Raw genomic sequence first — 25,053 nt, 5'->3', positions numbered from 1 at the left:
CAATGGGGATTGAAAAGATTCTTGGCACCTTAGACCTCAAAACCACCAACTACTGGGTCTCCCTGCTGAAAACTCTCCCACCTCATGAGGTAGGGGTGATCAAGGTCAGTGCTAAACTCTGTTATTCTTCTACTCTGCTACAGAGTTTTGTCGAAGAGATCCGTTATTTAGTCAAAGAGGCTGGTATTATTCTCCCCATTGTAGTAGAGGCACGAAAAGACTTCATAGATTTCTATCAAAAAAGGCTTATCCTTGCTCTGACGAAAGCCAATATACCCTTTACCTCCTGCCCTCCAGAACTGGTTCACCTTGAGCCTTCCCTCAAAAAAAACCAGTGGAAAGTGGACACCATATTCACCGCTCCTGTTATCGAGGCTATCCTCGAAGGAAAAATACCCGTCCTGTGTGCAGGGGGCATCTCACCTCAGGGGGATATCGTGCCTATTCCGGGGCTTCTTTTAGCCCGGGAACTGGTATATACTCTCCACGCAAAAAAACTTATCTTGGTGGGTCATACCCCCATCCGAACCAAAAGTGGACGCTTTGTCACAGAAATCCTTTCCCAACAAGAATGGCAGAAAAAAATCCTTTCCCGTGAGATTCCCCCGGCTATGGCAAGACGCGTTACCTCTGCTTTTGATCTTCTCTCAAGATTAGGACCCGGGCATAGTGTCCAGATCACCCGACCAAAGTATCACAAACACGGGGCTTCCACTGGTCTTTTAGAGGAACTACTCGGTAATGGAAGTGGAACCTACCTTGCTCTTCCTCCCCAGATTACCGTGTATCCTCTCTCGGCCATTGATGAATCATGGCTCTTTCAAACCATTAGTGAGGCCTTTTCCCCCCTCAACAAAAAACTCAAAAAAGACTACTTTTCCACTATTCGTCCCTATCATCCCTTAGTTTACTTGGATAGCCTCCGAAAGGGAGGGGCTATTGTGTATTCTCTCGAGAATACCCCCTACATGTGCAAACTCTTTACCCGCCAGGATTATGAGGGGATAGGGATAGGTTCCACCGTGATACACACCATCTACAAACACTTCGGTTCTCTCTGCTGGCGTACCTCTCTGAGTAATGAAAAAGCAGAACTCTTTTATGAGAAACTCATTTCCGAATATGATGGCATCTCCCTCAAGACACCACATTACACCCTTTATTTTTTAGGAAAGGCAAAGACAAAAAAGAACACCCTTGCCACCATCCTTGATAATCTGCCCTCTTCGTTTGAATGAACCTCAATCCACAATATCGATAATCTGCCCCTTCCCCTCTTCTAAAGGAGCCTCATGAGAAACGACGGAAGCCTCTTCTTTTTTCTCTCTCTTCTCTCCCTGCTCGTATGACTGAGAAGAAGACCCTTCTGGATCTATCTTGGTAAAATCCTGAGCATACGCATCTAACTGAGAAACCGTATGAGGGGCATCCAAACTCTTCTGATGGGCCTGTTCCCTTGCCTGAAGTTGACCGGACTGAGCAACCTGTTGTTGTCTGGCCACGGTTTCAGAATGTTCACCCCACTTGGAGAACAGTACCTGAAAATCAATAGGTAGGACACCCATACCTACCTCCTTTTTTATTATCAGGGTGGGCCTATAAGCCGGGTTCTGTCGAGATGGAACATCTCTCTCAGGGAAAGGATTGCTCCTTTCCTCAAGCGACCTACCCGCATCCACTGAAAAGCCATCAGTATCGGATGCCTATTTGGTCTTGCATCACGGAGGGCATGCCCTGCCAGGTGACTTATGCCACCTGCGGTGGGCTCTTACCCCACCCTTTCACCCTTACCGTACAAACGGCGGTCTGGTTTCTGTAGCGCGTCCATTGTCTTGCGACATCCGGCTTTTCGCCGGTCCGTGGCTTTTTGATGCCCAGACTTTCCTCCCGCCTTTGCGGGCGTTCCATCAGCCCACCCTTGTATATATCGGTAGTTTTTTCCTGAAAGGTAACCCCTTTTGAGAAATAACCTTCTCTTTCGTTTGAAAGAGTATCTTTGCTCTTCCCTTTTAGCCTATCGTTACCCTTCTCTCCCCATAAGCCACCGCCTCAAAGTAGTCAAAATACTCAGGAAAAGACTTTGACACACATCCCGGGTTTTCGATGGTAATCCCTTCCACCTTGAGCCCAACAAGGGAAAAGGCCATGGCCATCCGATGGTCCTCATAGGTATGGAGCTGAGCCCCATGATAAGAGCCATTCCCACGCACCACCAGATAGTCCGTTCCTTCTTCCACCGAAGCCCCTATCTTGGTAAGTTCTGTAGCCAAAGCAGAAAGCCTATCACACTCCTTGATCCGAAGATTGGCCACGTTGAGAATTCTTGTCTCTCCCTCGGCAAAAAGCGCTACCACCGCCAATGTTGGCACAAGGTCTGGCATATCATTGAGATCCACCACTATCCCTTTGAGCCTCCCTTCACTTCGAAGGACCACAGCCTGAGGTTCATACGCCACTTCACAGCCCATTTTTTCAAGAACAGACGCAAAACGGCTATCCCCCTGAAGGGACTCACTTCCCACCCCTTCCATACGCACTTCTCCTCCAAGGATGGCCGTCATGGCAAGAAAATAGGAAGCACTTGAAGCATCGGCTTCAATGGGATATTTCCCAGGCGAGGTATAGAGTTGTGGCTCCACCACAAACCTCTCATACCCCTCCTTTTTCACCTTTACCCCAAAATGTTCCATCATGGCAAGCGTCATATCGGCATAAGGCTTGGAAGCCAAATCCCCTTCCACCACAATCTCGGTTTCCCGAAAAAATTGTGGGGCTGCCATCAAAAGAGAGGAAAGATACTGACTGCTCTTCTCCCCCGGCAAATGACACACACCCCCATCGACCCCTCTCGCACGAACCCTCACAGGGGGACAACCATTGGCCTTTTCACTCGCAGCCTCTACCCCTAACTCTCGCAAAGCCCGCAGCAAATCCTCAATTGGCCTTTGTCTCATCCGTTCATCCCCATCGAGAACAAACTCCCCCTCTCCAAGGGCTACATAAGAGACAAGAAAACGCATGGCTGTTCCCGCATTGCCCACAAAAAAGGTATGGTGGCCAGTGGGACGCCGTCCTCCCTTCACCATAGCTACGTGTGTTTTGGTATCCCAGTCAAGAAAAATTCCCATCTGGGCAAGGGCTTTCGCCATATAAATCGTATCCTGTGATTCAAGAAGATGATACAACGTCACCGGTTCCGGTGAAAGGGCTGCCAAAAGAAACGCTCGGTTGCTCATACTCTTGGAACCCGGAACCCTTACTGTGGCAAGCACTGGTTTTTGTTGCGTTCTGACGTGATACAATTGCATACTCTTTTCCTTCCCTTCTTTTTCTCTTTCACTTTTTTCCAACGATGGTCCTCTGCACTCACAAAAGCCCACAAAGAGAGGAGAGAAGGTTTTTCTCTCCTCTTTTTCGTATTCACCTGAATCTTTCACTTCCGATGACTATTTTAGCCACCCCTCTTCACACACAACCCTATCCAGAGAGACATCGTGCTCATCATGGGGAAGCGCCCTCAAAACCTGGAAGCGATAGGCAACTCCAATGGTATGACTCTCTGTCATCCTTGACAAAAACCTATCATAAAACCCTCCCCCATAGCCAATCCGAAACCCTCTCTCATCAAAGACCACCCCGGGAACTAAAATAAACGTCGGCACACATATTATCATTTCACCCACGGGTTCAGGGATACCGTACTTTCCCTTTACCACATCCCGTCCTAAATCCCGTACCTCGGCCACTTCTATTTCCCTCGAACGAACCCTTGGCAAAAAAAGTCTTCCGCCTTTTTTGAGCCACCATTTCATCAGGGGTAAAACATCCACCTCCCCACGAATAGGCCAATACGCCATCAAGGAAACCTCTGGAGAAACCTTCTCACCAAGGAGTTTCTCAAGCCATCGTTCTATTTGCCATGAGAGTTGCTCACGCGTCTCCTCGGAGAGAGCCTCCCTCATAGCAAGAAACGACCGACGAAGAATTACTTTTTCTTCCACACCAACTCCGCTATTTTTTACCCTTCTCCTTGATAGAGCGAATAGCCTGATCTACCCGCGCTTTGAAGGCATCGGTAAAAATAGGCCGCTCTCTGAGACGAATGAGTGGAATAAGAGAATCCCGATGATTCAGCTTTTCAAGGGATTCCACTAAAAGCATTGCCAACCTTTCATCCTCAACCCTTTTGGCATACTCATGAAGCGTCTCACGAGAAACAGGATAGTCTAAATTACCAAGAGCCCCAATGAGAGCATAGGCTCGATTTTTATCAAAAACATCTTTCATCAGATAGGTGGAAAGCATTCTCGCGTCCGACTCATCCCCAATGAGACCAAGCACCCATACCCCGAGGATATAAATATCTCTCATCTTGGCAACCTGAATACTCTTGTCAAGGTTAGAACCTGGATTGGCGGCACTGACCAGATTGCGTACCTGGACAATAGCCTCCTTCAAGCGAAGTTCCCCCACTCGCTTGAGCGCACTACACACAAGATCATAATCCGGTGAATCAAGCGCCTGCAAGATGATATTACTTTGACTCGCATCAAGCGATGCCATCATAGGATCATACTTGGTATCATACCCCCAGGCTATACTGCCCGCCAAAAGACCAACCATCATCAGAACTTTCCAATGCATACCGACCTCCTTGATAGGCTTGTTATATTTTAAGGTAAAGAGATTTTTCTATCAAGAGACTGGTTCCTCCCAGTTCTCCCATCAAAAGAAAATGAATCGTATCCGCAAGGCTATAGGCCATCTCCACCGCTTCACGAATCGTTTTGCCATTTGCCCACCGATCACCTTCAAGTTTCTTGTCAAAAGTAATGGTATCATTCATATTCTGAATCACCGGCAATTCACTCTCGGCTCGACTCAGAATAAAAAGCCACTTGCTACTGTACTGTTCAAACATATCCCGAAGGTCCCGGCGAACCTGACGAGAGACCTGACTCCGCTGAATGGCTAACTGATTGAGACGACTGCTCTTCTCCGCCACCGAAAGAAAGGCCTCCTTTTCTATTCCTCGAATCTCCTTGAGAATCCGGAGATACTCATTGAATCTATCCCGAAGGGGCATCATACGATAATAGAGATCCAGAAGCTCTTTTTTCATATCCACCCTTTTCCCATCAATCAAAAGATAGTTATACTGAACCTTGTTGCTGGTAAAAAGAAACGAAAACTCACTCTCATAAAGCTCGATAAGCGTTTCCACAAGAAAGATTTTGTCGTTCACGGTATATACCGCTCGTGGATTCCGATTGGACTCATACTCCATGAGCTTTTCTTTCCAGTGAATCCTCTCTTCAATGAAAGCCACCCCTTTTTGAATATACTCACTAAGCCCCTGAAGGACGTGATTGGCTGTCTCTTCTGCCGTCGGAAAGAGCATCCCCGGTTGCGCTTGCGTCTTGGCTTTTTTCTCCTCCTCCTGCATGGCCTTTTTCATTTCCTCGCGCCACTGATCAGTATAGTATCCAAGCACATCCTCCGGCTTCATCCCAAGAAATTCTCGAAAACTGATCCTTTTCTTCTGTCTTTCGATACGATACACATATTCCATCAAAGGATAAAAACGGCTTATCACCCTCTCATAGATAAAATCCACCGCCGTATGAAGGCTTTTGATATTCTGATCCGTAATCCGAGGATTGAGCCTGCGAATCTCCCCCTCTTTGGTAAGGGCCTTCTCAATAGCCAATTTGAGAGACGTCTGATAGTTCTGAATCACAAAAAGCGAACGATAAAAAGCCTTGAGCACATCCAGTGTCTCAAACAAAGATTCAGGATCCACCTTGTGCTCGGCAAGAAATTTGAAATACTCCTCCTGGTAGAGTGTATCAAGCCGATAAATCAGTTCATACCCAAAGGGAAACGAAGGATCGGCCATCATCATCTGCCTGACCTCGGCCGTAATCGCCTTGTCCTGATAGAGAAGTGAAGCCAATATCATCTTTATCTGCAGAAGCGTATTCTGAAAATCATACACAAGAAAATTGACAAAGCTTTCTTTGAGCTGTCGCCCATTCCAGCGAATAATACCCAAAAGGGCACAGGTAATACGAGAAGCGGTGAGTTCAATCCACTGAGAAACGGGATTTGGTTCTTCGGCTTTCTTGAGAGAGGCTGTTCGCTTCTTTTCTGCCTCAGCGACATCACGTTCTATCCTTGCCCTCTCCCGAACCACGGTTTTTGCGACCTTTTTCAGGGCACGACGCTCTTCGGCATCGAGATCTATCACCTCTCCACCTGCTTCAACAAACTTTTGGAAAAGGGCTTTTTTTTCTCCTTCAGAGAGATCCCTCATCTTGAGACGTTCCCGGATACTCTCAATACGCTCCCGGTTATTGCTCATAGATTACCTCCCAGAGGCTCCCATCGGAGACAAGGTGCACCTCTCTCCATGGCAACCCTTCATACCCCGGTATATGATAAGGCCTTCTCTCTATTTTTTGCAAGTCCAGAAACATTCTCTCTCCCCCTCCCTCCACAAGAAGAAGACGTGGTCTCCCATCGGAAAAACGCTTTCTCACCGTTGCCTGCCACTGTCCCTTTTGATAGCTTGTTAACCATCCATTCTCCCGCTGGGTATCCGAAACATCCCTCTCAAGAAAAAGCGGTATCACCTCAAGAAAGAGATCATTCCACTCCTCACTCACAAAAAACAGATACTCTTTCTGTACCTCATTCACAAGATAGTTTGTCCCCCCACTCATGGCCAAAAACCAGAAAAGCCTTCCTGACAAAAGAGGTTCTCTCCCCTCTATCACCCAGAATCTTTTTTTCTCCCCGTACATCTCTATCTGAAGCTGTTGTTTTCCTTCCTCTGTGGTGAGAAGAAGATTTCCTCTCAGGTACCAGGCTTCTTCACCACCACCACGAACCATGTAGCCACAACCTACAAGCAGCCCACAAAGTCCTATAACCCACAGCCGTTTCACCCTTCCTCTCCTGTAACACTTATTCTCTCAAAAGCCATGGCGGGGACTTTCATACCATGCACCACTTCCTGTTCAGAACCAAGGAAGAGAAGATTCTGGATGAGATCAAAACTATTTCCCCGAATCATGGTATCCTTCACCCTTCCCTTCACCTTTCCCCCTTCAATCAGAAAACCCAACTCAACATTCACAGAAAAATCCCCTGCCACCACATTACTCATTCCCCCACCTAACGTACTATACACCACAAGCCCCCTGTCAATAGACTGGATCATCTTTTCAAAGGGGGTATCGCCGGGCTCTACAATGAGGTTAGAGAACTCCGGTTGAGGAAGAGAGGAAGGCGACCGTCTGCCATGCCCGGTTGTTTTTGTTCCGAGACGCTTAGCGGTAGCAAGATCATAGATAAAGTTTTTCAGCACCCCCCTGTCAATAAGCGCAAGGGGAGAAGGCACAACTCCCTCATCATCAAAGGGATACACATCCCCCACCTCTATACAAAAGGGATCATCCCTCAGAGTCAAACGGCTATCAGCCACCTGGGTACCCTCCATACCCTCCCAGCGACATATCTTTTTGTAGCGACTGCTTCCATTGAGGGCGATCAAAAGAGGATCAAGGATGGTTTCCACCGCCTCCGGGGCAAAAATCACCGGATAATACCCTGAGGGTATTTTGGCCTTTCTTTGACTCCAGGAAAAAAGACGGGACATTTTGTCCACATAACGCTTGAAAGCAAAATCCGTATCAAAACGATATTCACTTTCCCCCAAATAGAGAAGTTCACCCGATTCATCCACACGAGAAAACCCACAGGAAAGAGAAAACGAACGCTCCCCATAACTTTCAAAAAATCCCGCGGTGTTGGCCACCCATACCTCTCCATCTGAGACATCCACAGAGACAAAAACCTTGTTCTTTTTGTCAATCTGTTTCAACTCCCGAACAAGGTATTCTCCCCAGGAAATAGCCTTCTCCCTTTCAAGAGAAACATCCCGCGAGATATCAAGTCTGGGGACCGTGCTTTTCCCCGGAAGATCAAAAACAATCCTCTCCCCCCATCTTGCCTGTTCTTTGGCCGAGGTTACCATACTCTCTATATCTTCTTCATGATTACAAAACCCCTGTCCGACACGATAATCCCCATCCGACATCTTCTCAAATACTCGAATCCCCAACGCCGCATACTCCTTGGTCTCAAGAGACTTGAGCCTGTCCATATCAAACTCTACCGACCAGGATTCCCCCGCTTCGGCATATACATCACCACAAGAAACCATTCTTACGACCTGTTCGACATACTGAGGAAGAGATGTTCGTGTCATACCCTACTCCTTACGAAAACCACGTCCAATATGACGGGCTTTGGCTACTTTTTCACCCACAGAATGGTATTCTCCTACTTTGCTCAGATAGGTCATAAATTTCATCTGAGAAACATCAGGTTTTCCCTCTCTCACGTACGCCTCTATGGCATAACTCTCAACGACCTCACCCACCAAAAGCCAACAAGACTCCCCGATATCAAGCCACTGCCTCACCCGGCACTCAAGAGAAAGGGGTGCCTCCGCAATGAGAGGGGCTCCATACTTCCCATCTTCTACCCGAAAAACCGAAGACTTATCACACTCATATCCAGAAACAATCCCACAGTAATCCACCTCCCTCACCTGATTCTCAGAAGGAAAATTGAGCGAATATACCTGGATCTTTTCCCGCTCCGAAAGGATATAATGCTCCCTCGCTATCGCCGACAAAATGAGGGGTGGTTCATCCTCCACAGGCGTACACCAGGCAATGGTGGTAAAGGTGGGTTTTCCTCTCACCTCGGCCCCTACCACCACCACAGGAAGAGGATAAAACCAGAGTTGTGGACCGTAGTTTTTGCGTATCATTTTGTGTCTCCTCGAAAAAGCCATCCTTCTTCTTCCGGGAAGGTAAGCCCTATGTGCTCATACGCCAGGCGAGTAGCCACTCTCCCCCGGGGCGTCCTTTGAAGAAACCCCTGTTGAATGAGAAAAGGCTCATACACATCCTCTATGGTTTCCATCTCCTCATTCACCGAAGCCGCCAATGCAGAAAGCCCAACAGGTCCCCCACGATACTGTTCAATAATCACCTTGAGAATCCGCCTATCCATCTCATCCAACCCCTTCTCATCCACTCCCAACCGACGAAGGGCATAGTCGGCAAATTCCCTCTCCACAGGAAGCCTCTTCTCTACAAGGGCAAAATCAGCTACCCGCTTGAGAAGCCGGTTGGCAATACGAGGGGTTCCCCGAGAACGACGGGCTATCTCATGAATACCATCAGGGGTAATCTTCACCCCAAGGATACCAGCACTTCGGGCAAGAATCTTTTCAAGACTCCCCACATCATAATAATCAAAACGCTCAATAATCCCGAACCGAGACCGCAGTGGCCCCGTGAGATCTCCCATCCGGGTGGTTGCCCCAATGAGTGTAAAAGGCGGAAGAGAAATCCGTAGCGTCTTTGCCCCTGTTCCCTCGCCGATGATAATATCCACCTTGAAATCCTCCATCGCCGAATAGAGGACTTCTTCTAATTGACGCCTGAGCCTGTGAATCTCATCAATAAAAAGCACATCATGTTCCTCTAACGAAGTGAGAAGAGCCATGAGATCCCCTTGCTTCTCTAAAGAAGGGGCACTGATAATCTTGATAGACTGCCCAAGTTCACTCGCTATGATTTTGGCAAGCGTGGTTTTCCCAAGTCCAGGAGGACCATACAAAATCACATGGTCAAGCTGTTTGCCTCGCATTTTGGCCGCTTCCACAAAAACGGCAATATTCTGCTTGACGCCCTCCTGACCCACAAAATCCGCAAACGTCTTCGGCCGAAGAGGCTCATCCATGTCCGTCGGCAAAAAATCACCTGTCGTAATCTTTTCCTCTATCATCTCCCTTTCCTTCGATAAATTATAAGGGAGAAAAGAAAGAAGTGCAAACGAAAACTCCCACAAGAAGACCCTGAGAACACCCTCTCGAGACCTTTGCACGAATGTGCAAAGGTCTCAAAAAAGTAATAAAGAAACAAAAATTAGTATCAAAATATTCCGTGCTGTAATAAATAAACCAATTTTTTTGAATAAAAAAGACAAACCGGCCTTTGTAAACAGAAAAATCGGGGGAGAGGGGCGTAGCCCCTGACCTAAAAAGGGCAAGAAAGCACCCGTGCAAGGGTCTCAATAAATCAATGTCCCCTATCCCTTCAAAAACTCCATCACAAAACCAGTCAAGCCACAAGTTAAACGTTTAACCTTTCGCCTTTCCTAAAGACACACAGCCAACTTTGTTGTTCTTTTCCTCCAACCCCTGTGAAAATCAAAAAGACATTTTCAACCGTTTCTCTTTTCTCCCCTCTGAAACGCCGGTCCAAAAGAAGATAATTTTCTCTCCAAACCTCTTACTTCCCTACTTTTATATTCACTAACTGATACCTATCGGGAAGATTCTCCGTCCCATCCTCCATGATGGTTTTGTTGAGAAAGACCTCAGGAATCCAGTAGTTATCTTTTTGCGTAAACTTCAGAATAGTGGAGGTGAGAAAACCACTCCCCTTGAAATCAAGCCGCTGGAGACGAAGCGTCGTCTTGTCAATAAAAAGAATATATTCATTGGCCGTATTCTTTGGAGAAAGGGAGAGAATCACACTTCTGTCATCCTCGGCGGCGGTGGTCATGGTATAGTTTTCCCATGTTTTTTCTGTCGGGGCACTCAAGAGAAGCGGTCCAAGAGTAAACACCTTCACATACGGCTGAAAGATATCTCCATAGAGTTCCTGACCCTCCTCAGTAAGCCCAACAACCTCAAGTTTCATCCCCTGATTCTTTTTGTAGGAAATCCGTACCCTTGCCTTGCGTCCACTCTGGACCATATCCTTGGGAATAGAAGCAAGTTTCTTCTCGATAGGCCCTCCCTGAAGCTCAGCCTCAAAAGAAGGAGGAAGTCCATCAACCAAAGCCCTGTGAAACTTAATCAAAAAAGCCCTGTCTGCCGAAAATCCCAAAGAAACTATCCCTAAAAGAAATACAATGACTCGCCTCATCGGAAACCTCCCGTTTATTCTCTTGTTATTATACTCTCAAAAACCAAAAATATCAACAAAAACACTCACTCTCTCTCCCCCTCTACATACCAGGGAAGAAGCATTCCATTCTCTTCATCATACCACAGGACACCTTTCACCTCATACATAACAAGAGCCGGGAAAAAAGACTGAAGACACTCTTTCTTGCCCCAGGAAAGGGGGCGTCGAATCACTGCCCAGATCTCCTTTTGCCAACGGACAAGCCATTCTACCTGGAGACTCACATCCAAGGGCTCCTCAGGGGTCATAATCCTCACCCTCTCCACAGGACGATAGGCAACGATCTCATACCCCCGGCTACGAAGCCTGTACCAGAGCTTTCTCTCCCGTTTGGGAAGGGCCATAAGCATCCGAAGCATCTTTATTCTCTGGTAGCGGGCACTCCACAGATAGAGACTCCCTCCTCCGACAAAAACCACAAAACCAGCAAAGGCCATCCAGAATCGCTTGTCCATGAAACCTACCCAAGAAGAGAGAGAGCTTCTTCTACCGACTGGGTCATTTCAAAAACCCCGGCAAGCCCGATAATCTCCAGTGTTTTTCGAACGTTGGGCTGTATTCCCGAAAGAATCATACGCCCGCTATGGGATTTCACCTCACGCAAAAGAGCAAGAAAAGCCCGGGCCCCGCTGGAATGAAGATACCCCACCTCTTTCAGATCAAGCACAAGAAAGATTTTCCCCTGCTGAAGAAGATTTTTCCCCATCTCCTCTAACGACTGAGAATCCGAAACATCAAGGTTCCCTGAGATATGCAAAACAACCGCGGCTCCCCGAGGTTCAAGGGAAACCATCACATCCTCCTATGACTTGAGCACCTTGAGCGCATCACTGACCGTTCCCATAATCTCGAAAAGACCATCAAGTTCCACAATCTTGAGTGTTTTATGAACATTTGGGGTGAGGTTGGCCAAAATCATTCGCCCATTGTTCTCCTTCAGCTGTCGCATCGTCGCAATAAAGACACGAATACCACTGGAGCTGAGATAATGAACATCCCCCAAATCAAAAACCAAGAACTTCTCCCCTTGATTGATATGGGCATTGATGGTTTCTTCAAGTTCAAGAGCCTGATTGATTTCCAGTCTTCCCGACACACGAATCACTACAACATTATCCCTTTTTTCTACATCAACCATCGTGATACCTCCTTTTTGCGCCTCTTCATTGTAAAGAAAAGTCTTCCACCTGTCAATTATTTCAACAAAAATCTTTGCCATAAAAGTCTCATTCCATAGGACCCTTGTTGTTCCACATATGAAACTGAGTGCCTATTTCCACATTTCTTATGAACAGAAAAATAACACGAGAAAGCTCTGTTCTTTCAATCCCTTTTTTTCTGTACCCCACTTCGACTTCGCTCAGTACCCCACGGGCCGCTTTTGCAGTCGTGTGTCTTTTGCCGCAAGGGGGAAGTCCTTCCGAAGTGAGGGTGCAGGAGGCACCCGAGGCGACATCTTCTGTTGCTGTTCCTCACAAGCCCACCGAAGCGTAGCCGCGGGGGCTTTTGCTGAGACATGGGAATAGTAAGAGGGAGAGGTATAGACACAGGTTAAACATTTAACCAGAGGGGTTTTGTTGAAACAAGGTAATAGCTCTATGCCTTTTGGTCTCAGAAAGCCTCCTTCTTGCTGAGACATCGCCATAGCCCCCCGCCCCTGCCTGCGGTGTGCCGTCGGAGAAGCCCCTGCGGGGAGACGTGCCCTGCGGGCTGGTAACGGAAGCCATTGTCTTTTCACCACTGGCCGAACCACAGGAGGTGGTGAGGAAGCCCGGGGTCAGGCACGGAGGGCTGTTCCCGGGCGGCTACAGAAGAGAGCGGGGCTACAGGCTTTTCTTCCAGCCCGCACCATGGGAGACAGGTCGGTGGCTACAGAAACCGCCGCAGGGGCGGGGGCGGGGTTTTCAAAAGGGGCGGAGCCCCTTTTGCCCTGCGCGGGAGCGCTTTTTCCGAAGTCAGGAGGACAAGTTGTGGTTGCCGAAGTCCCGAGGACGAGGCAATGTCGCCCACGAAGGAAGGACTTCCTCCCGAAAGAGAAGATATTTTTCTCCTTGCCCGCAAAAGCGGCCCATTGTCCGTCCGAGGCGCATGCATAGCATGCGACGAGGACAACGTTTCTTTTGTCCCTCGCAGGAGCGCTTCGTGGAAAAAAAGAAGACGGGTCACAAAAATAGCCCACAACTGAGAGAAAAGATTGTTGAAGAAGTATTCAGTGTTTGTGTGAAGATAACCGTTCTGTATGAATGTGGAACGGCACTTCATTCCACAGGGCACTCCCCACTCGTACAAAGGTCTCATTTCTCACTGCTGAGTCCTTTGCACGAATGTGCGAAGGACTCAAAAAAGTAATAGAAACCAAAAGATAGTATAAAAATATTCCTTACTACGAGACCTTTGCACGAATGTGCAAAGGTCTCAAAAAAGTAGTGAAAAACAAAATGGAGTCTGAAAATATTCCTTGCAGTAATAAATAGCCCTATTTTTTTGAATAAAAAAGACAAACGAGCCTTTGGAAACAGAAAAATCGGGGTTTCAGGGGCGTAGCCCCTGACCTAAACAGGGCAAGAAAACACCCGTGCAGGGGTCTCCTGCTATAGGAGAAGAACTCTCAGCCTTTAGGTTTTTATGAGAATGCCGATAGAAACAATAAGACAGGGATGTCAAAAGAACCAAGGAGGGTTATATGGATGCGGTCATGACAAAGCCAATGGATGAAGCCATTGCTATTTTGAAAGAAGAGGTATCTCTTCTCCAGCGAGTCCTTTTTTTGGAAGAAAAAAAGTATCAGGCTCTCAAAGAGGTAAATCTCGAGGATCTTATGAATATCAACGATCAGGAAGAACTTCTTCTCCAGGAAATACATGCGAAAGAAGAAAAACGCCAGCAGGTTTTTCACAAAATAAACCCGAAAGCAACGGACTTTCATGCCTTCCTCTCTCAGATAGAAGAAGAAACCGTACGAGAGTCCTTCCAGAACCTCTATATTCAATTGGCTGAGCTTCGTGATCGCCTCAAGATGCAAAGCGAAGAAAATAAACACCTGATACAACTCAATAGCGAGATCATCAGTATGACATTAGGGCTTTTTCAGAAAACGCATGGAGAAACCTATCACTCTCCACAGGCACCGGCCAAACCAAGCCCCGGTGGAAGTTTCTTAGTCAATCACGTGGTATAGGAGGAACGCATGTTTTCCACATTTCACGGTATCGAAGTCGGAAAAAAAGGCCTCATGGCCAACAACACGGCCATCCAAACCATTGGTCATAACCTCGCCAATATTGAAACCGAGGGATACAGCCGTCAAAGGGTTCACCTCAAAACCTTCATTCCTATTTACGAACCAACCGCCAACCGTGTCGAGGTACCCGGCCAGATCGGTACTGGTGTTGTGGTGGAAGACATCCAAAGAATTCGTGACCAGATGATCGATGACCGCATCTACTTTGAAAAGGCAGGGTTAGGTAATGCTGAAATGCGACAGCAGTTCCTCCATCAGATCGAGATGATTCTCAATGAACCGGATAGACCCAATATCCGAACCGTGATGGACGACTTCTGGGAGAGCATGCAAAAACTCGCCGCCAATCCTACCGAAAGAGCAGCCCGTGAGGAACTCATCCAGAGAACCAATACACTCTCTGATACCTTCAGGCATACCTACAATTCTCTCCATGACCTGCGCGTTCGTGCCAATGCCCTGATTGAACAGCGTATCAGTGAAGTGAACCAGATAGGGGCCGAGATTGCCTCCCTCAACCTCCAGATTGTCAAATCAGAAGCCATGGGCGACAATCCCAACGACCTCTACGATAGACGGGATCTTCTCATCGAAAAACTTTCCAAAATCATGACCATCAAGGTCGAAAGAAACAACCGTCATGAATACATCGTGTATATAGGGGCTGAAAACTTTGTCCAGGGAGGCCTCATCAATCCGATTAGCGGCGTAGGAAACACAGAAAATGAAGGTTTTGTCGATGTTCGCTGGGCTGATGGAAGACTCGTCAACCTTGGCAACGGAGAACTCGCCGGGCTCCTCATCGCCCGTGATGTGGATATTAAAAACGCCATTGAAAACATCAATACCTTGGCTATCAACCTCATGGATAGCGTCAATGAAGTCCATAGAGACGGTTTTGGTCTCAACCTTTCCACCAATCTCCCCTTTTTCAAAGAGGTTCCCCTCTCTCCCTATGCCAATGGGGATTATGACTTCAACAAAGATGGAAACATAGATGGCGTGGCCATTTTCCGTGTTACAGGACGAGAAAAACTCACGCCGGAAACCACCATCGGTAGTGCTGGAGTTCTCAACTTTGGTCCAACCTATCCCAATGGCCAGGATGTGCTCGTCACCTACAACCCCAATGATACCATCAAGGATATCATTGATCGCATCAACAAATCCGACGCCGGTGTAGTCGCCTACCTCAATCACAAGGGACAGCTCGGGTTCCGTGCTCGATTCCCGCTCTCAGACCAGCATCCTGAATTTGTTATCCGACACTTAGAAGATTCCGGAAACCTCTTAGTCGGTATTGCTGGTCTTCTCACCCAGAGTGGCCCGGCAGGGGCTTTTGACTACCAGAATCCCGGCGGCATTGTGGCTCTCAATGTTCCTCGGGAACAGATTGGTTTCACCCCAAAAGAAAACCCATCCTTCTGGATGGCCATCAATGATCAGCTGGTGTACAATCCCGATAACATCGCGGCGGCTGGTGGTATCGATATGGATGGTGATGGGAGCCCCGATCGTATCAGCGGGACAGGAGACAACCGTATTGCCCTTGCCATGGCTGAACTTCGCCATAAGCCCGTCATGATCGAGCGACAGGCCACCTTTGGAGACTATTTCAAGTCCATCATTGGTGACTTTGGAACCCGTTCTGAATCCGCTCGCATCAGCAAGGAGAAAAATGAAGCTGTGGTCACCAGCCTCCTCAATCTCAGGGAACAAATCAGTGGAGTGAACGTGGACGAAGAACTCTCCAAACTGCTCATGTTTCAACATGGCTACAATGCTTCGGCTCGTATGGTCACCACGGTGGATAGAATGATAGAAACCATCCTCAGGATGGGGGCATAACAAGGAGGTAGTGTATGTTAGGAAGAGTGACCCAGGGATACATGAAACAGGATTTTGATTATAACCTTCACAGAAGACAGACCGAGATGCAGAGTGTGGAACGCCAGCTTGCCTCTGGTATGAGAGTGAACCTCCCCTCTGATGATCCTGTAGCCAGTGTCAACTTCATGGATTATGATAGTCGTCTCAAGGAAATGTCTGTTTACCGGTCTCAAATCAGTTTTGCCCAGTCCAAACTCAAGACCATCGATTCCTCCCTTGATACCGTGACCCAGATTCTCCAGCGGCTGAGAGAACTCGCCGTTCAGGCAGCAAACGGTGTCTATACCAAGGAAGAACGAGAGAAAATCGCCGTTGAAGTGGATCAACTCACCCGGGAGATTTTAGCCCAAGCCAATAGTTATTACAAGGGAGAAGCCCTCTTCGGAGGCACCATGGTTTTTGACACTCCCTTCAAGGCGCAATACCGCATCAACGAACAAACAGGGATTGAGTTTCTCGAAGACGTGCGTTATATTGGAAACTCTCAGGCCCAACTCTTAGAGGTCGAACGTTCGATCAAGATTACCATGTCTCAGCCGGGAAACCAGATCTTCTGGGCACAGGATATGGGCATTTATTCCACCATCTCCGTTTCAGGATATACAGCTCCAAAAGATTCCAAGATTGTCATTGATGGTCATGAAATCCAGATTCGTGCAGGGGATAACATCGAAACCATTGCCAACAAAATCAACGGAGCGGGACTTGCCGTGAAAGCATCCATCCAGACCCAGGCCGGATCAAGCTTCTTCTCCATTGAGACCACCAGCCCCCATCAGGTGGTGATGTATGACATGGAGGGAGGAAGTGTCCTTCAGGATTTAGGGCTGGTCGATAACGGCATGTATCCCCCCTACAACTACTCACCAGCCGCACGAGTCTATACCGGAAGTATCTTTGATGTTCTCATCGACTTCCGAAAGGCTCTTTTGAACGATAACATCCACCAGATTGGAGGAACAGCAATTGCCGGCATCGACCAATCCCTGGAAAATCTCTTGCGTTATAGAGCCAACCTCGGGAGTGTATCTTCTCGACTCGACATCATCAACGAACGCTTCCTTGCCGATGAGGTGTACATCACAGAAGCCAAAGACAATGCTGTGGCCACTGATATTCCGCGCACGATAACGAAACTGAAGATGTTAGAGTTTTCCCATGATGTAGCTCTCAATATTGGAGCAAGAATCCTTCCAAAAACGCTATTAGACTTTTTGCGCTAAAGAAGGAAACCAATGAAGAAAAAACTCTTCATTTTCTTGAGAAATTTTTTATTTCTGGTTAAAGTATAAGAGGAAAAGGGAGGTCCCTGTGGAAACCATCAAAACCAAGGCATACGGTGAGATTCAGGTTGATCCCTCGTCTATAATTCTCTTCAAGAGAGAGATTCTCGGCTTTGAGGGACTCACCAAGTATTATCTCATCGAAATGGGAGACTTGCCGAATTTTTACTGGCTTCAATCAGCCGAAGAACCTGAACTCGCCTTTGTTGTGGTCAATCCCAGACTCTTTCAGGAGGACTACAAGCTTGTACTCGATGAAATTGACTGGGGGCTTTTGGAGGTTGGTCCCAACGATGAAGTGATCGACTTTGCTATTGTAAACATCCCTGAAGACATCCACAAAATGACCATGAACCTCTTGGGTCCCATTGTGATCAATGCCACAAAACGTATTGCCATCCAGGGTATTTCGATGAACAATTCCTACGGAACCAAAGTACCCCTGTTTTCCAAAGAACTTACACCGACACACACATAAAGGGAGGGTCCTCGTGCTTGTTTTATCGAGGAGGGAAGAAGAATCCATCATCATCGATGACACCATTGAAATCAAGATTGTTGGTATCAAGCAGGATCAGGTGAAGATTGGTATCATCGCTCCGAAAAATGTCAAAATCTTCCGAAAAGAAGTTTACGAGGAGATCCAGGCAGCCAACAAGGCCGCTGCAGCGAGTGCTCTCCCTGTTGAGGATCTGAAAAATGTTCTCAAGAAAGATAAAAAGACCGAAGGAGGCCGCTCATGATTTCACCAGAAAAAATGGAACTCCTCAAATATTATAACAAGGGTCTGGATCTCTATCGAAGTCGCTCCTTTGCTGAAGCCAAGACCTACTTCCAGAAGTGCCTTGAGATTATCCCGGATGATGGTCCCTCTCAACTCTACATAGAACGGTGTGATTACTTCATCAAAAATCCCCCTCCTCCCGATTGGGATGGGGTCTTTGTGATGACCACCAAATAAGAGCAATAAATAAAAAGGAGGAACTATGGCTCCCAATATTGATCGTTATCGTGATTATCCGACCGTTACTCGTTTGAGCAATACTTCCCAGTGGTCTGGAACCATGCGCTTCAAGACCTCTCTACGGATTGACGGAGACTACGAAGGCAAAATCGATGCTCAGGGGCTCCTTGTCATTGGACCGAACGCCAAAATCAAAGGAGACATCATCTGCGATGAGGTGATTGTGGGTGGGGAAATCCACGGCAATATTCACGCCCGCAAACGTCTCGAACTTTTTGAAACAGCCAAACTGTACGGAGATATCAAAACACCCAAGCTCAAGATGGAAAACGGGGTTATCTTTCAGGGTAAGTGTGAAATGCTTTCCAATTCCTGATCCCCTTTTTTAAGGGCTCTCTTACCCTTTTTCTTCCCCTCAGTTGCTCAGTTTTCCCCACCATGTCTTCCACAAAGATACCATAAAGGGAGGGAAAATGCACTTTTCAAAGGTTTTTCATCTTCCTCTCACGGATCCCCTCCTCATTTTTCTTCTTCTTTTAGGAAGTGCTTTTTTCGTTCAGATAGTGAGTAGAAAGACAAAAATCCCGGATATTATTGGACTTATTCTCATCGGAATGGTTATCGGTCCCTCAGGCCTGAGTATTCTCCAGAGAAACGAAATCCTCAAGCTCTTTTCTACCGTGGGGCTTCTTCTCCTGCTTTTTTTAGCCGGCTTGGAAATTGATGAAAATACCCTGAAGAAAAATCAACAAAAAAGTTTCATCTTTGGGGTCTTCACCTTTTCTTTTCCGCTACTTTTAGGTTTTTTAGGGGGATATTTTCTCTTCCGCTTCAATTTTCTCACCTCCCTTCTCTTTGCCTCTCTCTTTGCTTCCCATACCCCCCTCACCTTCTCCCTTCTCCAGAAAAAAAAGGTCTCTCACGATGAATCGGTGAGCACCACCATTGGGGGAACAGTCCTGACCGATATTGCGGCTCTGCTTATTCTGGCCATTACTGTCGCCATTTACAGAGGAGAATTCGGGGCCGGTCTTGTCCTTCAAATGAGCCTCTCTTTTGCCCTTTTCTTTCTCCTGACCATCTTTCTCCTCCCTGCCTGGGTGGGAATTCTCTACCGAAAACTGGAAAAAAGAGACGACCTTCTCTTTCTCTTCACCTTGATTCTAGTCTTCGGGTTTGGAGTTTTAGCTGAAATCGCCGGTATTGAACCCCTTGTGGGCGCTTTTCTTGCTGGAATAGGAATCAGTCGTTATATCGCCCAGGTCTCTCCGCTGGCCAATCGTCTGCATTTCTTTGGAAATGTGCTTTTTATTCCCGCTTTTCTGATAGCCGATGGGATGCTTATCGATCCTCTCTCCTTTTTTTCTGATCCCCGTTCTTTAGGTATGGCTCTTTTTATGACGTTCTGTGTGATCATTTCAAAATGGTTGGCCGCTTTTCTCTCTTCTCGTCTTTTTGGCTGGAAAAAAGCCCAACAGTTAGTTATGTTTGGTCTCTCCATCCCTCAAACAGCAGTTACCTTGGCCGCTGTTGTGGTAGGATACGAAATCGGGATGTTCGATAACGCTGTTTTGAATGGCTCGATCGTGATGATTCTCTTGTCGGTCATTATCGGTTCAATTATCACAGAAAAGGGAGCTGATGGACTTCTTTCGGATTCTGCCCCTGTCTCTCTCTCATCACCCCTTGTTCTCATAAGTCTCCTTGAATCACCGAAAAACATCCAGAGAACATTAGAATTAGCCGTAAACCTCCATGAGACGGCTTCTGTTTTTGTGCTTCCTCTTTTCCCTCGTGAAACCACAAAAGATGAATCCCCTTTTTCCACCCTTCGTGAAGAAGTCGCCACCTATGCTCTTGCCACAGGAAAACCTGTGGAAATCCTTTTGCCTTCTTCTCCCAATATCAAAAAGGGAATTCTCTCGTTTCTCACCACCCACCCTACTACCGATATTTTCCTCTCCTTTTCCCCCACTTCCTCTATGATAACCCCAAAAACCCTGTACCTGATGAAAAAAATTCTTTTTTCCCCCTCCTCTCCTTCCATTTTCATTCCCCATCTCACCCAATCCTTTTCTACCTTTGAAGAAGTTGTTCTTCTCGTTTTTGATAACGACCTCTCCCCTGCTGACCTGAAAAGCCCTCTTGAGAGAGTCTCTCACTTAACCAAAGCCACAAGGGCATCCCTCGTGATCGCCGCTCCTCCAAAAACCCTCTCGTCTATCCAGAAAACCTTCTCTTCCTCCCCCAGTGGAATATTCTTCACCCCAAAAGAGACCAGCGATCCTCATGCCCTCAAGGAAATTATTTCTTCTTCCTCAAATGCTCTTTTTGTCATTTTCTCGCTGGTAAAAAACAGACAAGTCCCTTTCTCAAACTTCGCCACAGTTTTCTCTTCTCTTGGGCCCCCTTTGAAACAAAAAGACTATCTTTTCTTTTTTTCCACGAAAAAGAAAATCTGAACTCCTTTCTTCTCAACAACCCTCCTCAGCATAGGGAAAAGACACCACCACTTTTGTTCCTCCCTCTGAGAAAAAGGCACACTTCCCCTCTAACTGGGCGGCCAACATCTCAATCAACTGAAGCCCAAATCCCTTCTCTTTCTTCTCCATGGAAAACCCAACCCCATCATCCTGAATACTCAGCGTAACCATACCCTCTTTCTTTTCAAGCCTCACCTCAATACTTCCCCTCTCCCTCCCCTGAAAGGCATACTTAGCGGCATTGGTGATCAGTTCATTGACAATAATCCCCAACGGGAAAAGCCTTTTCACATCAAGGGAAAAATCCTCTATGGCCACTGAGAGGGCTATCCTCCCCCTACCGGGAAAGATACTGAGAATAGCCTCTAAAAGCTCCTCGAGATACGGCTTGACCGACAGGGTACTTGAATCAGGGACAAGAAGGAGCTTATCATACATCACCCTCATACTCTCCACGCGACTGATGGCATCCTGAAGGATAGACTTCGCTTCAGGATTTGTTACGGCATCCTCCTGAATCCTGAGAAGACTCATAATAGACGTAATATTGTTCTTGATACGATGATGGGCCTCTCTCAAGATGAGTTCCTTCTCCTGGATTTGACGCCTGAGTTCCTCTTCTGCCCGCTTCTCCTCTGTCACATCCTCAAAAACCCCCTCAATCCAGCCCTTCTCAGGATAGAGACGGGCCGAATACCGTGCCCAGAAGGTGGTCCCATCCTTTTTTCTGTAAAGAACCTCATAATTTTTCACTTCACCTGTCTTTTGAATTATCTCAAGCATCCTCTGCCTGACGGAGATATCCACATAGTTTTGAGAAGAGACCAACTTTCCAACCACGTCCTCTCGTTTTTCATACCCGAAGAGTTTCGCAAGCTGGTCATTGCACTCCAAAATAAGCCCATCAGAAATACGAGAACGAAAGAGTCCCACCGGAGAATTCTGGAAAAGATTGCGATAGGTTTCCTCACTCTCCTTGAGTCTCTCCTCCATCTCCTTTTTGTCGGTAATATCCCTCACCACTCCTAACACCCGTTTCTCATCTATTTTTGAATGGCGTGCCTCAAAGAAGCGATTTTTTCCTCCAACGAAAAGACTATACGAAAAAAGCGAAACCTCCCCCTTCTCAAGGGCGTGCTGTATCGCCTGCATTGATTGAGAGGCTATCTCTGGTGGAAGTACTTCCGTCACCTTTTTACCAAGAAAATTTTCCGGGGAAGTATAAAGGGCTGTTTTCTCAGAAGCACGGAAGTCTAAAATCCTCCCCTCGCCATCGAGAATAAAAAGGATATCCGGAAGCGCGGCAAGAAGAGCCTCCCTCTCCTCAAGAGCATCGTGAAGTCGCTTTTCCACCAACTTCCTATCCGTGATATCCATCACAGAGAGAAGCCCTGCGGGTTCTCCCCCAACAAGAAGCCCTGTCCCATAGACCAATGCCCAGTGAATAGAGCCGTCTTTGTGAATCACCCGTACCTCATAGGTTCGGGGAGTCCTATCCCCGTGCTGACGACGACGCCCCAACTCCAGGGCCATCTTCTTGTCCTCGGGATGCACAATATCCCAGAAATTCATCTGAAGAATCTCTTCCCGACTATACCCGGAGATAACCTCCGCCGCCCGATTGGCATAAATCCATTTGTCATGCTGATAAATCAGAATGGCAATCGGTGTCGATTCGGCCAAATTGCGAAACCGATCCTCACTCTCTACAATTTTTTCCTGAGCCTGTTTAGTTTCAGTAATATCCCTCATAATGGTACAGAGAAGAGACTCCTCTCCACTCTGAACCCTGAAGGAAAGTGTCTGTACAAAACGTATCACCCCATCAAGCCTGGCTATCTTCTGTTCACGAAGATTCCCTTCCCAGCCTGTTTCATGTCCGTACACAAGCTGCATAAAACCATCTTTCAACTGATGATAGAGAGAAGGGCTTTTCATCTCCTCTGGCACTACCTGTACCATCACTTCCCAGATATACTTGCCCAAAGCCTCTTCCCTTGCAATCCCGGTAATCTCAGCCATCTTGTTGTTCCACTCCACCACCTTTCCATCAGATGAAAAAAGCCCTATCCCATCAAAAGACTGGCTGACAATGGCCTCATAGCGATTTTTGCTCTCAAGAAGGGCCTGTTCAGCCCGCTTCCGATCCGAAATATCCGTATGCGTCCCCAAAAAACGAATAGGCTTCCCCCCCTCATCCCTCTCGACAATATATCCCCTGGCCAAAATCCACTGCCAGGAGTTATCCTTTCGCCGGAAACGGAACTCAAGAACAAATCTCTCCGTTTCTCCACGGAGATGTTTCTCCACCTCCTGTTGAACCCGCTGCGTGTCATCTGGGTGAACCCGGGAAAAAAACTCCTCCGGACGATGGGGAAACTCATCCACCTCATACCCGGACATGGTATAATAGCGTGGGGAATAATATACCTCATTGGTGAGAAGATTCCAGTCCCAGATACCATCGTTAACGGCAATCATGGTTTTGGAGAGTCTATCCTCATTTATCCGAAGCCGCTCTGTGATGACCTCCAGCTCCTTCGCCCTCTCACGCTCCCGCTGGCGGGACTCAAAAAGTCGAAGAGCCATCTTGATAGACGTGTGAAGAACCATAATCCCCGAACTCTTCACCACATAGCCATAGGAGGTAATTGCCTCTGTCTTTTCTACGACCTCAGGTTCTACATGAGAAGAGAGAAAAACCACCGGAATCTCTCGTTTAGCAAGGATCTCTTTGGCTACCACCGTCCCATCCCTCCCCTGGCCAAGGTCAATATCCATGAGAATCAGATCAAGGGGATCCAGCGTGGTAGCTTTGGTGATAGCCTCCTCTGCATGGGAAGCAATCTCCACCTCATACCCAAAACGCTCAAGCTCCTTTTTTTGAGCAAGAGCAATAATCCCCTCATCCTCCACCAGAAGAAGCCGAACCTGTCTTGATTTATTCTCCATCCCACCCCCATTGATACTTTTAGCTACCTTCATTATAGCAGGAAAAAAGAAAAAGTCAATAAAAAAACAAGCCCATGGTCAAAATCAACCATGGGCCAAGTGTCTCTCATTTTCCTTGGGAAAATCCTCACATCTCTCGATTCACAATCGAACGAGCCGACTCATTGAAGTTCCATACCCCTATACGAGTGAAGGGAAAATACCTGAGAAGTGGCTGTCCAAAGATGTTTCTTCTTGGGACAAGTCCAAAATACCGCCCATCCTCACTCAGATCACGATTATCCCCCATACAGAGATAGTAGTCATCACGAACCACCCACTTAGTGAGTTCCACTCCCTTCAGGTAGAATTGACCATTTTTGATATCCACTTTCTCTTTTGATTCTCTCTCTACGAGAAGACGATAGAGATACTTTTCATAGCCCTTCGTTTTTGTGAGATCCAGAATATCTCCCTTGCGTGGGATATACACCTCAGGAAAATACCAGAGAAGAAGAGCCCTATACCCATCAAAATTGGTTACCACCCCATCATCCCCAAGGAGTTTCATGGCCTCAGGATACGACGGTACATTGAAAAGAAAATACCTGCCCACTAAATGCTGAACAATACGCTTTTTCCCCTCCACGTTTTCTTCATACACATTGAAATCATAATACGAAATCTCCTTATGAGGCCCCATGACCTTCTCATTTTTCATCACCACAAAGGTGGTAGGTACAGGGGTTCCATTTACGACCAGCTGGGCATTACTCATGGCAATTCTATCTCCTGGTTCACCTACCACACGCTTCACAAGATTCTTGGGATTATCATAGGTATTGTCAATATTGATGAGAGACAAACTGAAAAGCGACACCACCTCTCCCCAGATACCAGGTGAATTCCATGCAGGTGAGATAAATACCACAATATCATTGCGCTTAGGACTGCGAAGACCAGGAATCTTCCCATGAAGAAGAGGAACATACGATCCCATACCCAATTTGGAGACCATAAAGATATCCCCTACTAACAGATTGGGTACCATGGACTGGGTGGGAATCTGATAGGCTTCTAAAAGAAAAATCCGGAGAATAAGAACAATCACATAAGCTTCTGCAATCTCTTTCAGATTGTAGAGAACCTTTTCCTTGAATGTTTGTGGCTTTGGTTTTTCTTTCTTTTTTCCAAACATAGG

The 25,053-nt window shown here is 47.1% G+C and carries 24 protein-coding genes and 1 other RNA gene; 9 read left to right on the top strand and 16 right to left on the bottom strand.

The features are described 5' to 3' along the window. Positions 1–2 precede the first annotated feature (2 nt). A complete protein-coding gene (locus BREVNS_RS07885) occupies positions 3–1,238 on the top strand; it encodes a hypothetical protein (protein WP_483426471.1) in 1,236 nt (411 codons plus the stop codon). A 3-nt stretch (positions 1,239–1,241) separates the two neighbouring features. Here the strand turns inward: BREVNS_RS07885 and BREVNS_RS07880 are convergent, their stop codons facing one another. From BREVNS_RS07880 to BREVNS_RS07815, 14 genes are all read right to left on the bottom strand, one after another. Further along, positions 1,242–1,565: a hypothetical protein gene (locus BREVNS_RS07880; protein WP_483426470.1), complete on the bottom strand. Its 324-nt coding sequence runs from the start codon at positions 1,563–1,565 to the stop codon at positions 1,242–1,244. An 18-nt stretch (positions 1,566–1,583) separates the two neighbouring features. Next, positions 1,584–1,919, bottom strand: an RNA gene (rnpB, locus tag BREVNS_RS07875) — RNase P RNA component class A. 90 nt (positions 1,920–2,009) lie between these two features. Further along, a complete protein-coding gene (gene aroA / locus BREVNS_RS07870; RefSeq protein ID WP_483426469.1) occupies positions 2,010–3,308 on the bottom strand; it encodes a 3-phosphoshikimate 1-carboxyvinyltransferase in 1,299 nt (432 codons plus the stop codon). 138 nt (positions 3,309–3,446) lie between these two features. Continuing rightward, on the bottom strand, positions 3,447–4,001 hold the full coding sequence (locus tag BREVNS_RS07865; protein WP_483426468.1) for a 5-formyltetrahydrofolate cyclo-ligase: 555 nt from the start codon (positions 3,999–4,001) through the stop codon (positions 3,447–3,449). 10 nt (positions 4,002–4,011) lie between these two features. After that, positions 4,012–4,644, bottom strand: a complete 633-nt coding sequence (locus tag BREVNS_RS07860) for a hypothetical protein (RefSeq protein ID WP_483426467.1) — start codon at positions 4,642–4,644, stop codon at positions 4,012–4,014. A gap of 22 nt (positions 4,645–4,666) precedes the next feature. Further along, on the bottom strand, positions 4,667–6,364 hold the full coding sequence (locus BREVNS_RS07855) for a hypothetical protein (protein ID WP_483426466.1): 1,698 nt from the start codon (positions 6,362–6,364) through the stop codon (positions 4,667–4,669). Continuing rightward, positions 6,354–6,950 carry a hypothetical protein gene (locus BREVNS_RS07850; RefSeq protein WP_483426465.1) on the bottom strand — a complete coding sequence of 199 codons (597 nt, stop codon included), beginning with the start codon at positions 6,948–6,950 and terminating at the stop codon, positions 6,354–6,356. The genes BREVNS_RS07855 and BREVNS_RS07850 overlap by 11 nt, the downstream gene beginning before the upstream one ends. Beyond that, positions 6,947–8,275, bottom strand: a complete 1,329-nt coding sequence (locus BREVNS_RS07845) for a TldD/PmbA family protein (RefSeq protein WP_483426464.1) — start codon at positions 8,273–8,275, stop codon at positions 6,947–6,949. Before BREVNS_RS07845 ends, BREVNS_RS07850 begins: the two co-directional genes overlap by 4 nt. 3 nt (positions 8,276–8,278) lie before the next feature. Next, a complete protein-coding gene (locus BREVNS_RS07840) occupies positions 8,279–8,845 on the bottom strand; it encodes a flavin reductase family protein (RefSeq protein ID WP_483426463.1) in 567 nt (188 codons plus the stop codon). Further along, positions 8,842–9,867 carry a Holliday junction branch migration DNA helicase RuvB gene (ruvB, locus tag BREVNS_RS07835; protein ID WP_483428043.1) on the bottom strand — a complete coding sequence of 342 codons (1,026 nt, stop codon included), beginning with the start codon at positions 9,865–9,867 and terminating at the stop codon, positions 8,842–8,844. The genes BREVNS_RS07840 and ruvB overlap by 4 nt, the downstream gene beginning before the upstream one ends. A gap of 509 nt (positions 9,868–10,376) precedes the next feature. Further along, on the bottom strand, positions 10,377–11,018 hold the full coding sequence (locus tag BREVNS_RS07830) for a hypothetical protein (protein ID WP_483426462.1): 642 nt from the start codon (positions 11,016–11,018) through the stop codon (positions 10,377–10,379). Positions 11,019–11,083: 65 nt separating this feature from the next. After that, positions 11,084–11,515: a hypothetical protein gene (locus tag BREVNS_RS07825; RefSeq protein WP_483426461.1), complete on the bottom strand. Its 432-nt coding sequence runs from the start codon at positions 11,513–11,515 to the stop codon at positions 11,084–11,086. 5 nt (positions 11,516–11,520) lie between these two features. After that, positions 11,521–11,853, bottom strand: coding sequence for an STAS domain-containing protein (locus BREVNS_RS07820; protein ID WP_483426460.1), 333 nt, complete (start codon positions 11,851–11,853; stop codon positions 11,521–11,523). Between the two features lie 9 nt (positions 11,854–11,862). Then, positions 11,863–12,279: an STAS domain-containing protein gene (locus BREVNS_RS07815; protein WP_483426459.1), complete on the bottom strand. Its 417-nt coding sequence runs from the start codon at positions 12,277–12,279 to the stop codon at positions 11,863–11,865. A gap of 1,464 nt (positions 12,280–13,743) precedes the next feature. Here BREVNS_RS07815 and BREVNS_RS07810 point away from each other — a divergent pair. The 8 genes from BREVNS_RS07810 to BREVNS_RS07775 all read left to right on the top strand — a co-directional run bounded on the left by BREVNS_RS07810 (position 13,744) and on the right by BREVNS_RS07775 (position 20,900). Beyond that, positions 13,744–14,238 (top strand): flagellar protein FlgN, encoded by a 495-nt coding sequence (locus tag BREVNS_RS07810; protein WP_483426458.1) that lies wholly within the window; start codon positions 13,744–13,746, stop codon positions 14,236–14,238. A 9-nt stretch (positions 14,239–14,247) separates the two neighbouring features. Beyond that, the gene (gene flgK / locus BREVNS_RS07805; RefSeq protein WP_483426457.1) at positions 14,248–16,149 is read left to right on the top strand and encodes a flagellar hook-associated protein FlgK; all 1,902 of its coding nucleotides are present in this window, start codon (positions 14,248–14,250) and stop codon (positions 16,147–16,149) included. 14 nt (positions 16,150–16,163) lie between these two features. Continuing rightward, positions 16,164–17,414 (top strand): flagellar hook-associated protein 3, encoded by a 1,251-nt coding sequence (locus BREVNS_RS07800; RefSeq protein WP_483426456.1) that lies wholly within the window; start codon positions 16,164–16,166, stop codon positions 17,412–17,414. Positions 17,415–17,502: 88 nt separating this feature from the next. Next, a complete protein-coding gene (gene fliW, locus BREVNS_RS07795; RefSeq protein ID WP_483426455.1) occupies positions 17,503–17,952 on the top strand; it encodes a flagellar assembly protein FliW in 450 nt (149 codons plus the stop codon). A gap of 13 nt (positions 17,953–17,965) precedes the next feature. After that, the gene (gene csrA, locus BREVNS_RS07790) at positions 17,966–18,217 is read left to right on the top strand and encodes a carbon storage regulator CsrA (RefSeq protein ID WP_483426454.1); all 252 of its coding nucleotides are present in this window, start codon (positions 17,966–17,968) and stop codon (positions 18,215–18,217) included. Next, on the top strand, positions 18,214–18,435 hold the full coding sequence (locus tag BREVNS_RS07785) for a tetratricopeptide repeat protein (RefSeq protein ID WP_483426453.1): 222 nt from the start codon (positions 18,214–18,216) through the stop codon (positions 18,433–18,435). Before csrA ends, BREVNS_RS07785 begins: the two co-directional genes overlap by 4 nt. Before the next feature lie 25 nt (positions 18,436–18,460). Further along, positions 18,461–18,814 (top strand): polymer-forming cytoskeletal protein, encoded by a 354-nt coding sequence (locus tag BREVNS_RS07780; protein ID WP_483426452.1) that lies wholly within the window; start codon positions 18,461–18,463, stop codon positions 18,812–18,814. Positions 18,815–18,911: 97 nt separating this feature from the next. After that, positions 18,912–20,900 carry a cation:proton antiporter gene (locus BREVNS_RS07775; RefSeq protein ID WP_483426451.1) on the top strand — a complete coding sequence of 663 codons (1,989 nt, stop codon included), beginning with the start codon at positions 18,912–18,914 and terminating at the stop codon, positions 20,898–20,900. Positions 20,901–20,912: 12 nt separating this feature from the next. Here BREVNS_RS07775 and BREVNS_RS07770 read toward each other — a convergent pair whose 3' ends face one another. Then, complete coding sequence (locus tag BREVNS_RS07770) at positions 20,913–23,873, bottom strand: PAS domain S-box protein (RefSeq protein WP_483426450.1); 2,961 nt, start codon at positions 23,871–23,873, stop codon at positions 20,913–20,915. Positions 23,874–24,000: 127 nt separating this feature from the next. Beyond that, a complete protein-coding gene (gene lepB / locus BREVNS_RS07765) occupies positions 24,001–25,050 on the bottom strand; it encodes a signal peptidase I (RefSeq protein ID WP_483426449.1) in 1,050 nt (349 codons plus the stop codon). Between the last annotated feature and the right edge of the window lie 3 nt (positions 25,051–25,053).

Source organism: Longinema margulisiae (assembly GCF_025266855.1).
GTDB lineage: Bacteria > Spirochaetota > Brevinematia > Brevinematales > Thermospiraceae > Thermospira.
Note: the sequence above shows the minus strand (reverse complement) of the source record. Positions and strands in the feature narration are given on the sequence as shown.

Bases quoted from the DNA above. Each gene is read 5' to 3' on its own strand.
- BREVNS_RS07810 (WP_483426458.1), top strand. From the start codon at position 13,744: ATGGATGCGGTCATGACAAAGCCAATGGATGAAGCCATTGCTATTTTG.
- BREVNS_RS07775 (WP_483426451.1), top strand. From the start codon at position 18,912: ATGCACTTTTCAAAGGTTTTTCATCTTCCTCTCACGGATCCCCTCCTC.
- BREVNS_RS07840 (WP_483426463.1), bottom strand. From the start codon at position 8,845: ATGATACGCAAAAACTACGGTCCACAACTCTGGTTTTATCCTCTTCCT.
- BREVNS_RS07860 (WP_483426467.1), bottom strand. From the start codon at position 4,644: ATGCATTGGAAAGTTCTGATGATGGTTGGTCTTTTGGCGGGCAGTATA.
- BREVNS_RS07770 (WP_483426450.1), bottom strand. From the start codon at position 23,873: ATGGAGAATAAATCAAGACAGGTTCGGCTTCTTCTGGTGGAGGATGAG.
- BREVNS_RS07785 (WP_483426453.1), top strand. From the start codon at position 18,214: ATGATTTCACCAGAAAAAATGGAACTCCTCAAATATTATAACAAGGGT.
- BREVNS_RS07825 (WP_483426461.1), bottom strand. From the start codon at position 11,515: ATGGACAAGCGATTCTGGATGGCCTTTGCTGGTTTTGTGGTTTTTGTC.
- BREVNS_RS07885 (WP_483426471.1), top strand. From the start codon at position 3: ATGGGGATTGAAAAGATTCTTGGCACCTTAGACCTCAAAACCACCAAC.
- lepB (WP_483426449.1), bottom strand. From the start codon at position 25,050: ATGTTTGGAAAAAAGAAAGAAAAACCAAAGCCACAAACATTCAAGGAA.
- BREVNS_RS07820 (WP_483426460.1), bottom strand. From the start codon at position 11,853: ATGGTTTCCCTTGAACCTCGGGGAGCCGCGGTTGTTTTGCATATCTCA.
- BREVNS_RS07880 (WP_483426470.1), bottom strand. From the start codon at position 1,565: ATGGGTGTCCTACCTATTGATTTTCAGGTACTGTTCTCCAAGTGGGGT.
- BREVNS_RS07800 (WP_483426456.1), top strand. From the start codon at position 16,164: ATGTTAGGAAGAGTGACCCAGGGATACATGAAACAGGATTTTGATTAT.
- aroA (WP_483426469.1), bottom strand. From the start codon at position 3,308: ATGCAATTGTATCACGTCAGAACGCAACAAAAACCAGTGCTTGCCACA.
- BREVNS_RS07815 (WP_483426459.1), bottom strand. From the start codon at position 12,279: ATGGCAAAGATTTTTGTTGAAATAATTGACAGGTGGAAGACTTTTCTT.
- flgK (WP_483426457.1), top strand. From the start codon at position 14,248: ATGTTTTCCACATTTCACGGTATCGAAGTCGGAAAAAAAGGCCTCATG.
- BREVNS_RS07855 (WP_483426466.1), bottom strand. From the start codon at position 6,364: ATGAGCAATAACCGGGAGCGTATTGAGAGTATCCGGGAACGTCTCAAG.
- BREVNS_RS07780 (WP_483426452.1), top strand. From the start codon at position 18,461: ATGGCTCCCAATATTGATCGTTATCGTGATTATCCGACCGTTACTCGT.
- BREVNS_RS07830 (WP_483426462.1), bottom strand. From the start codon at position 11,018: ATGAGGCGAGTCATTGTATTTCTTTTAGGGATAGTTTCTTTGGGATTT.
- BREVNS_RS07845 (WP_483426464.1), bottom strand. From the start codon at position 8,275: ATGACACGAACATCTCTTCCTCAGTATGTCGAACAGGTCGTAAGAATG.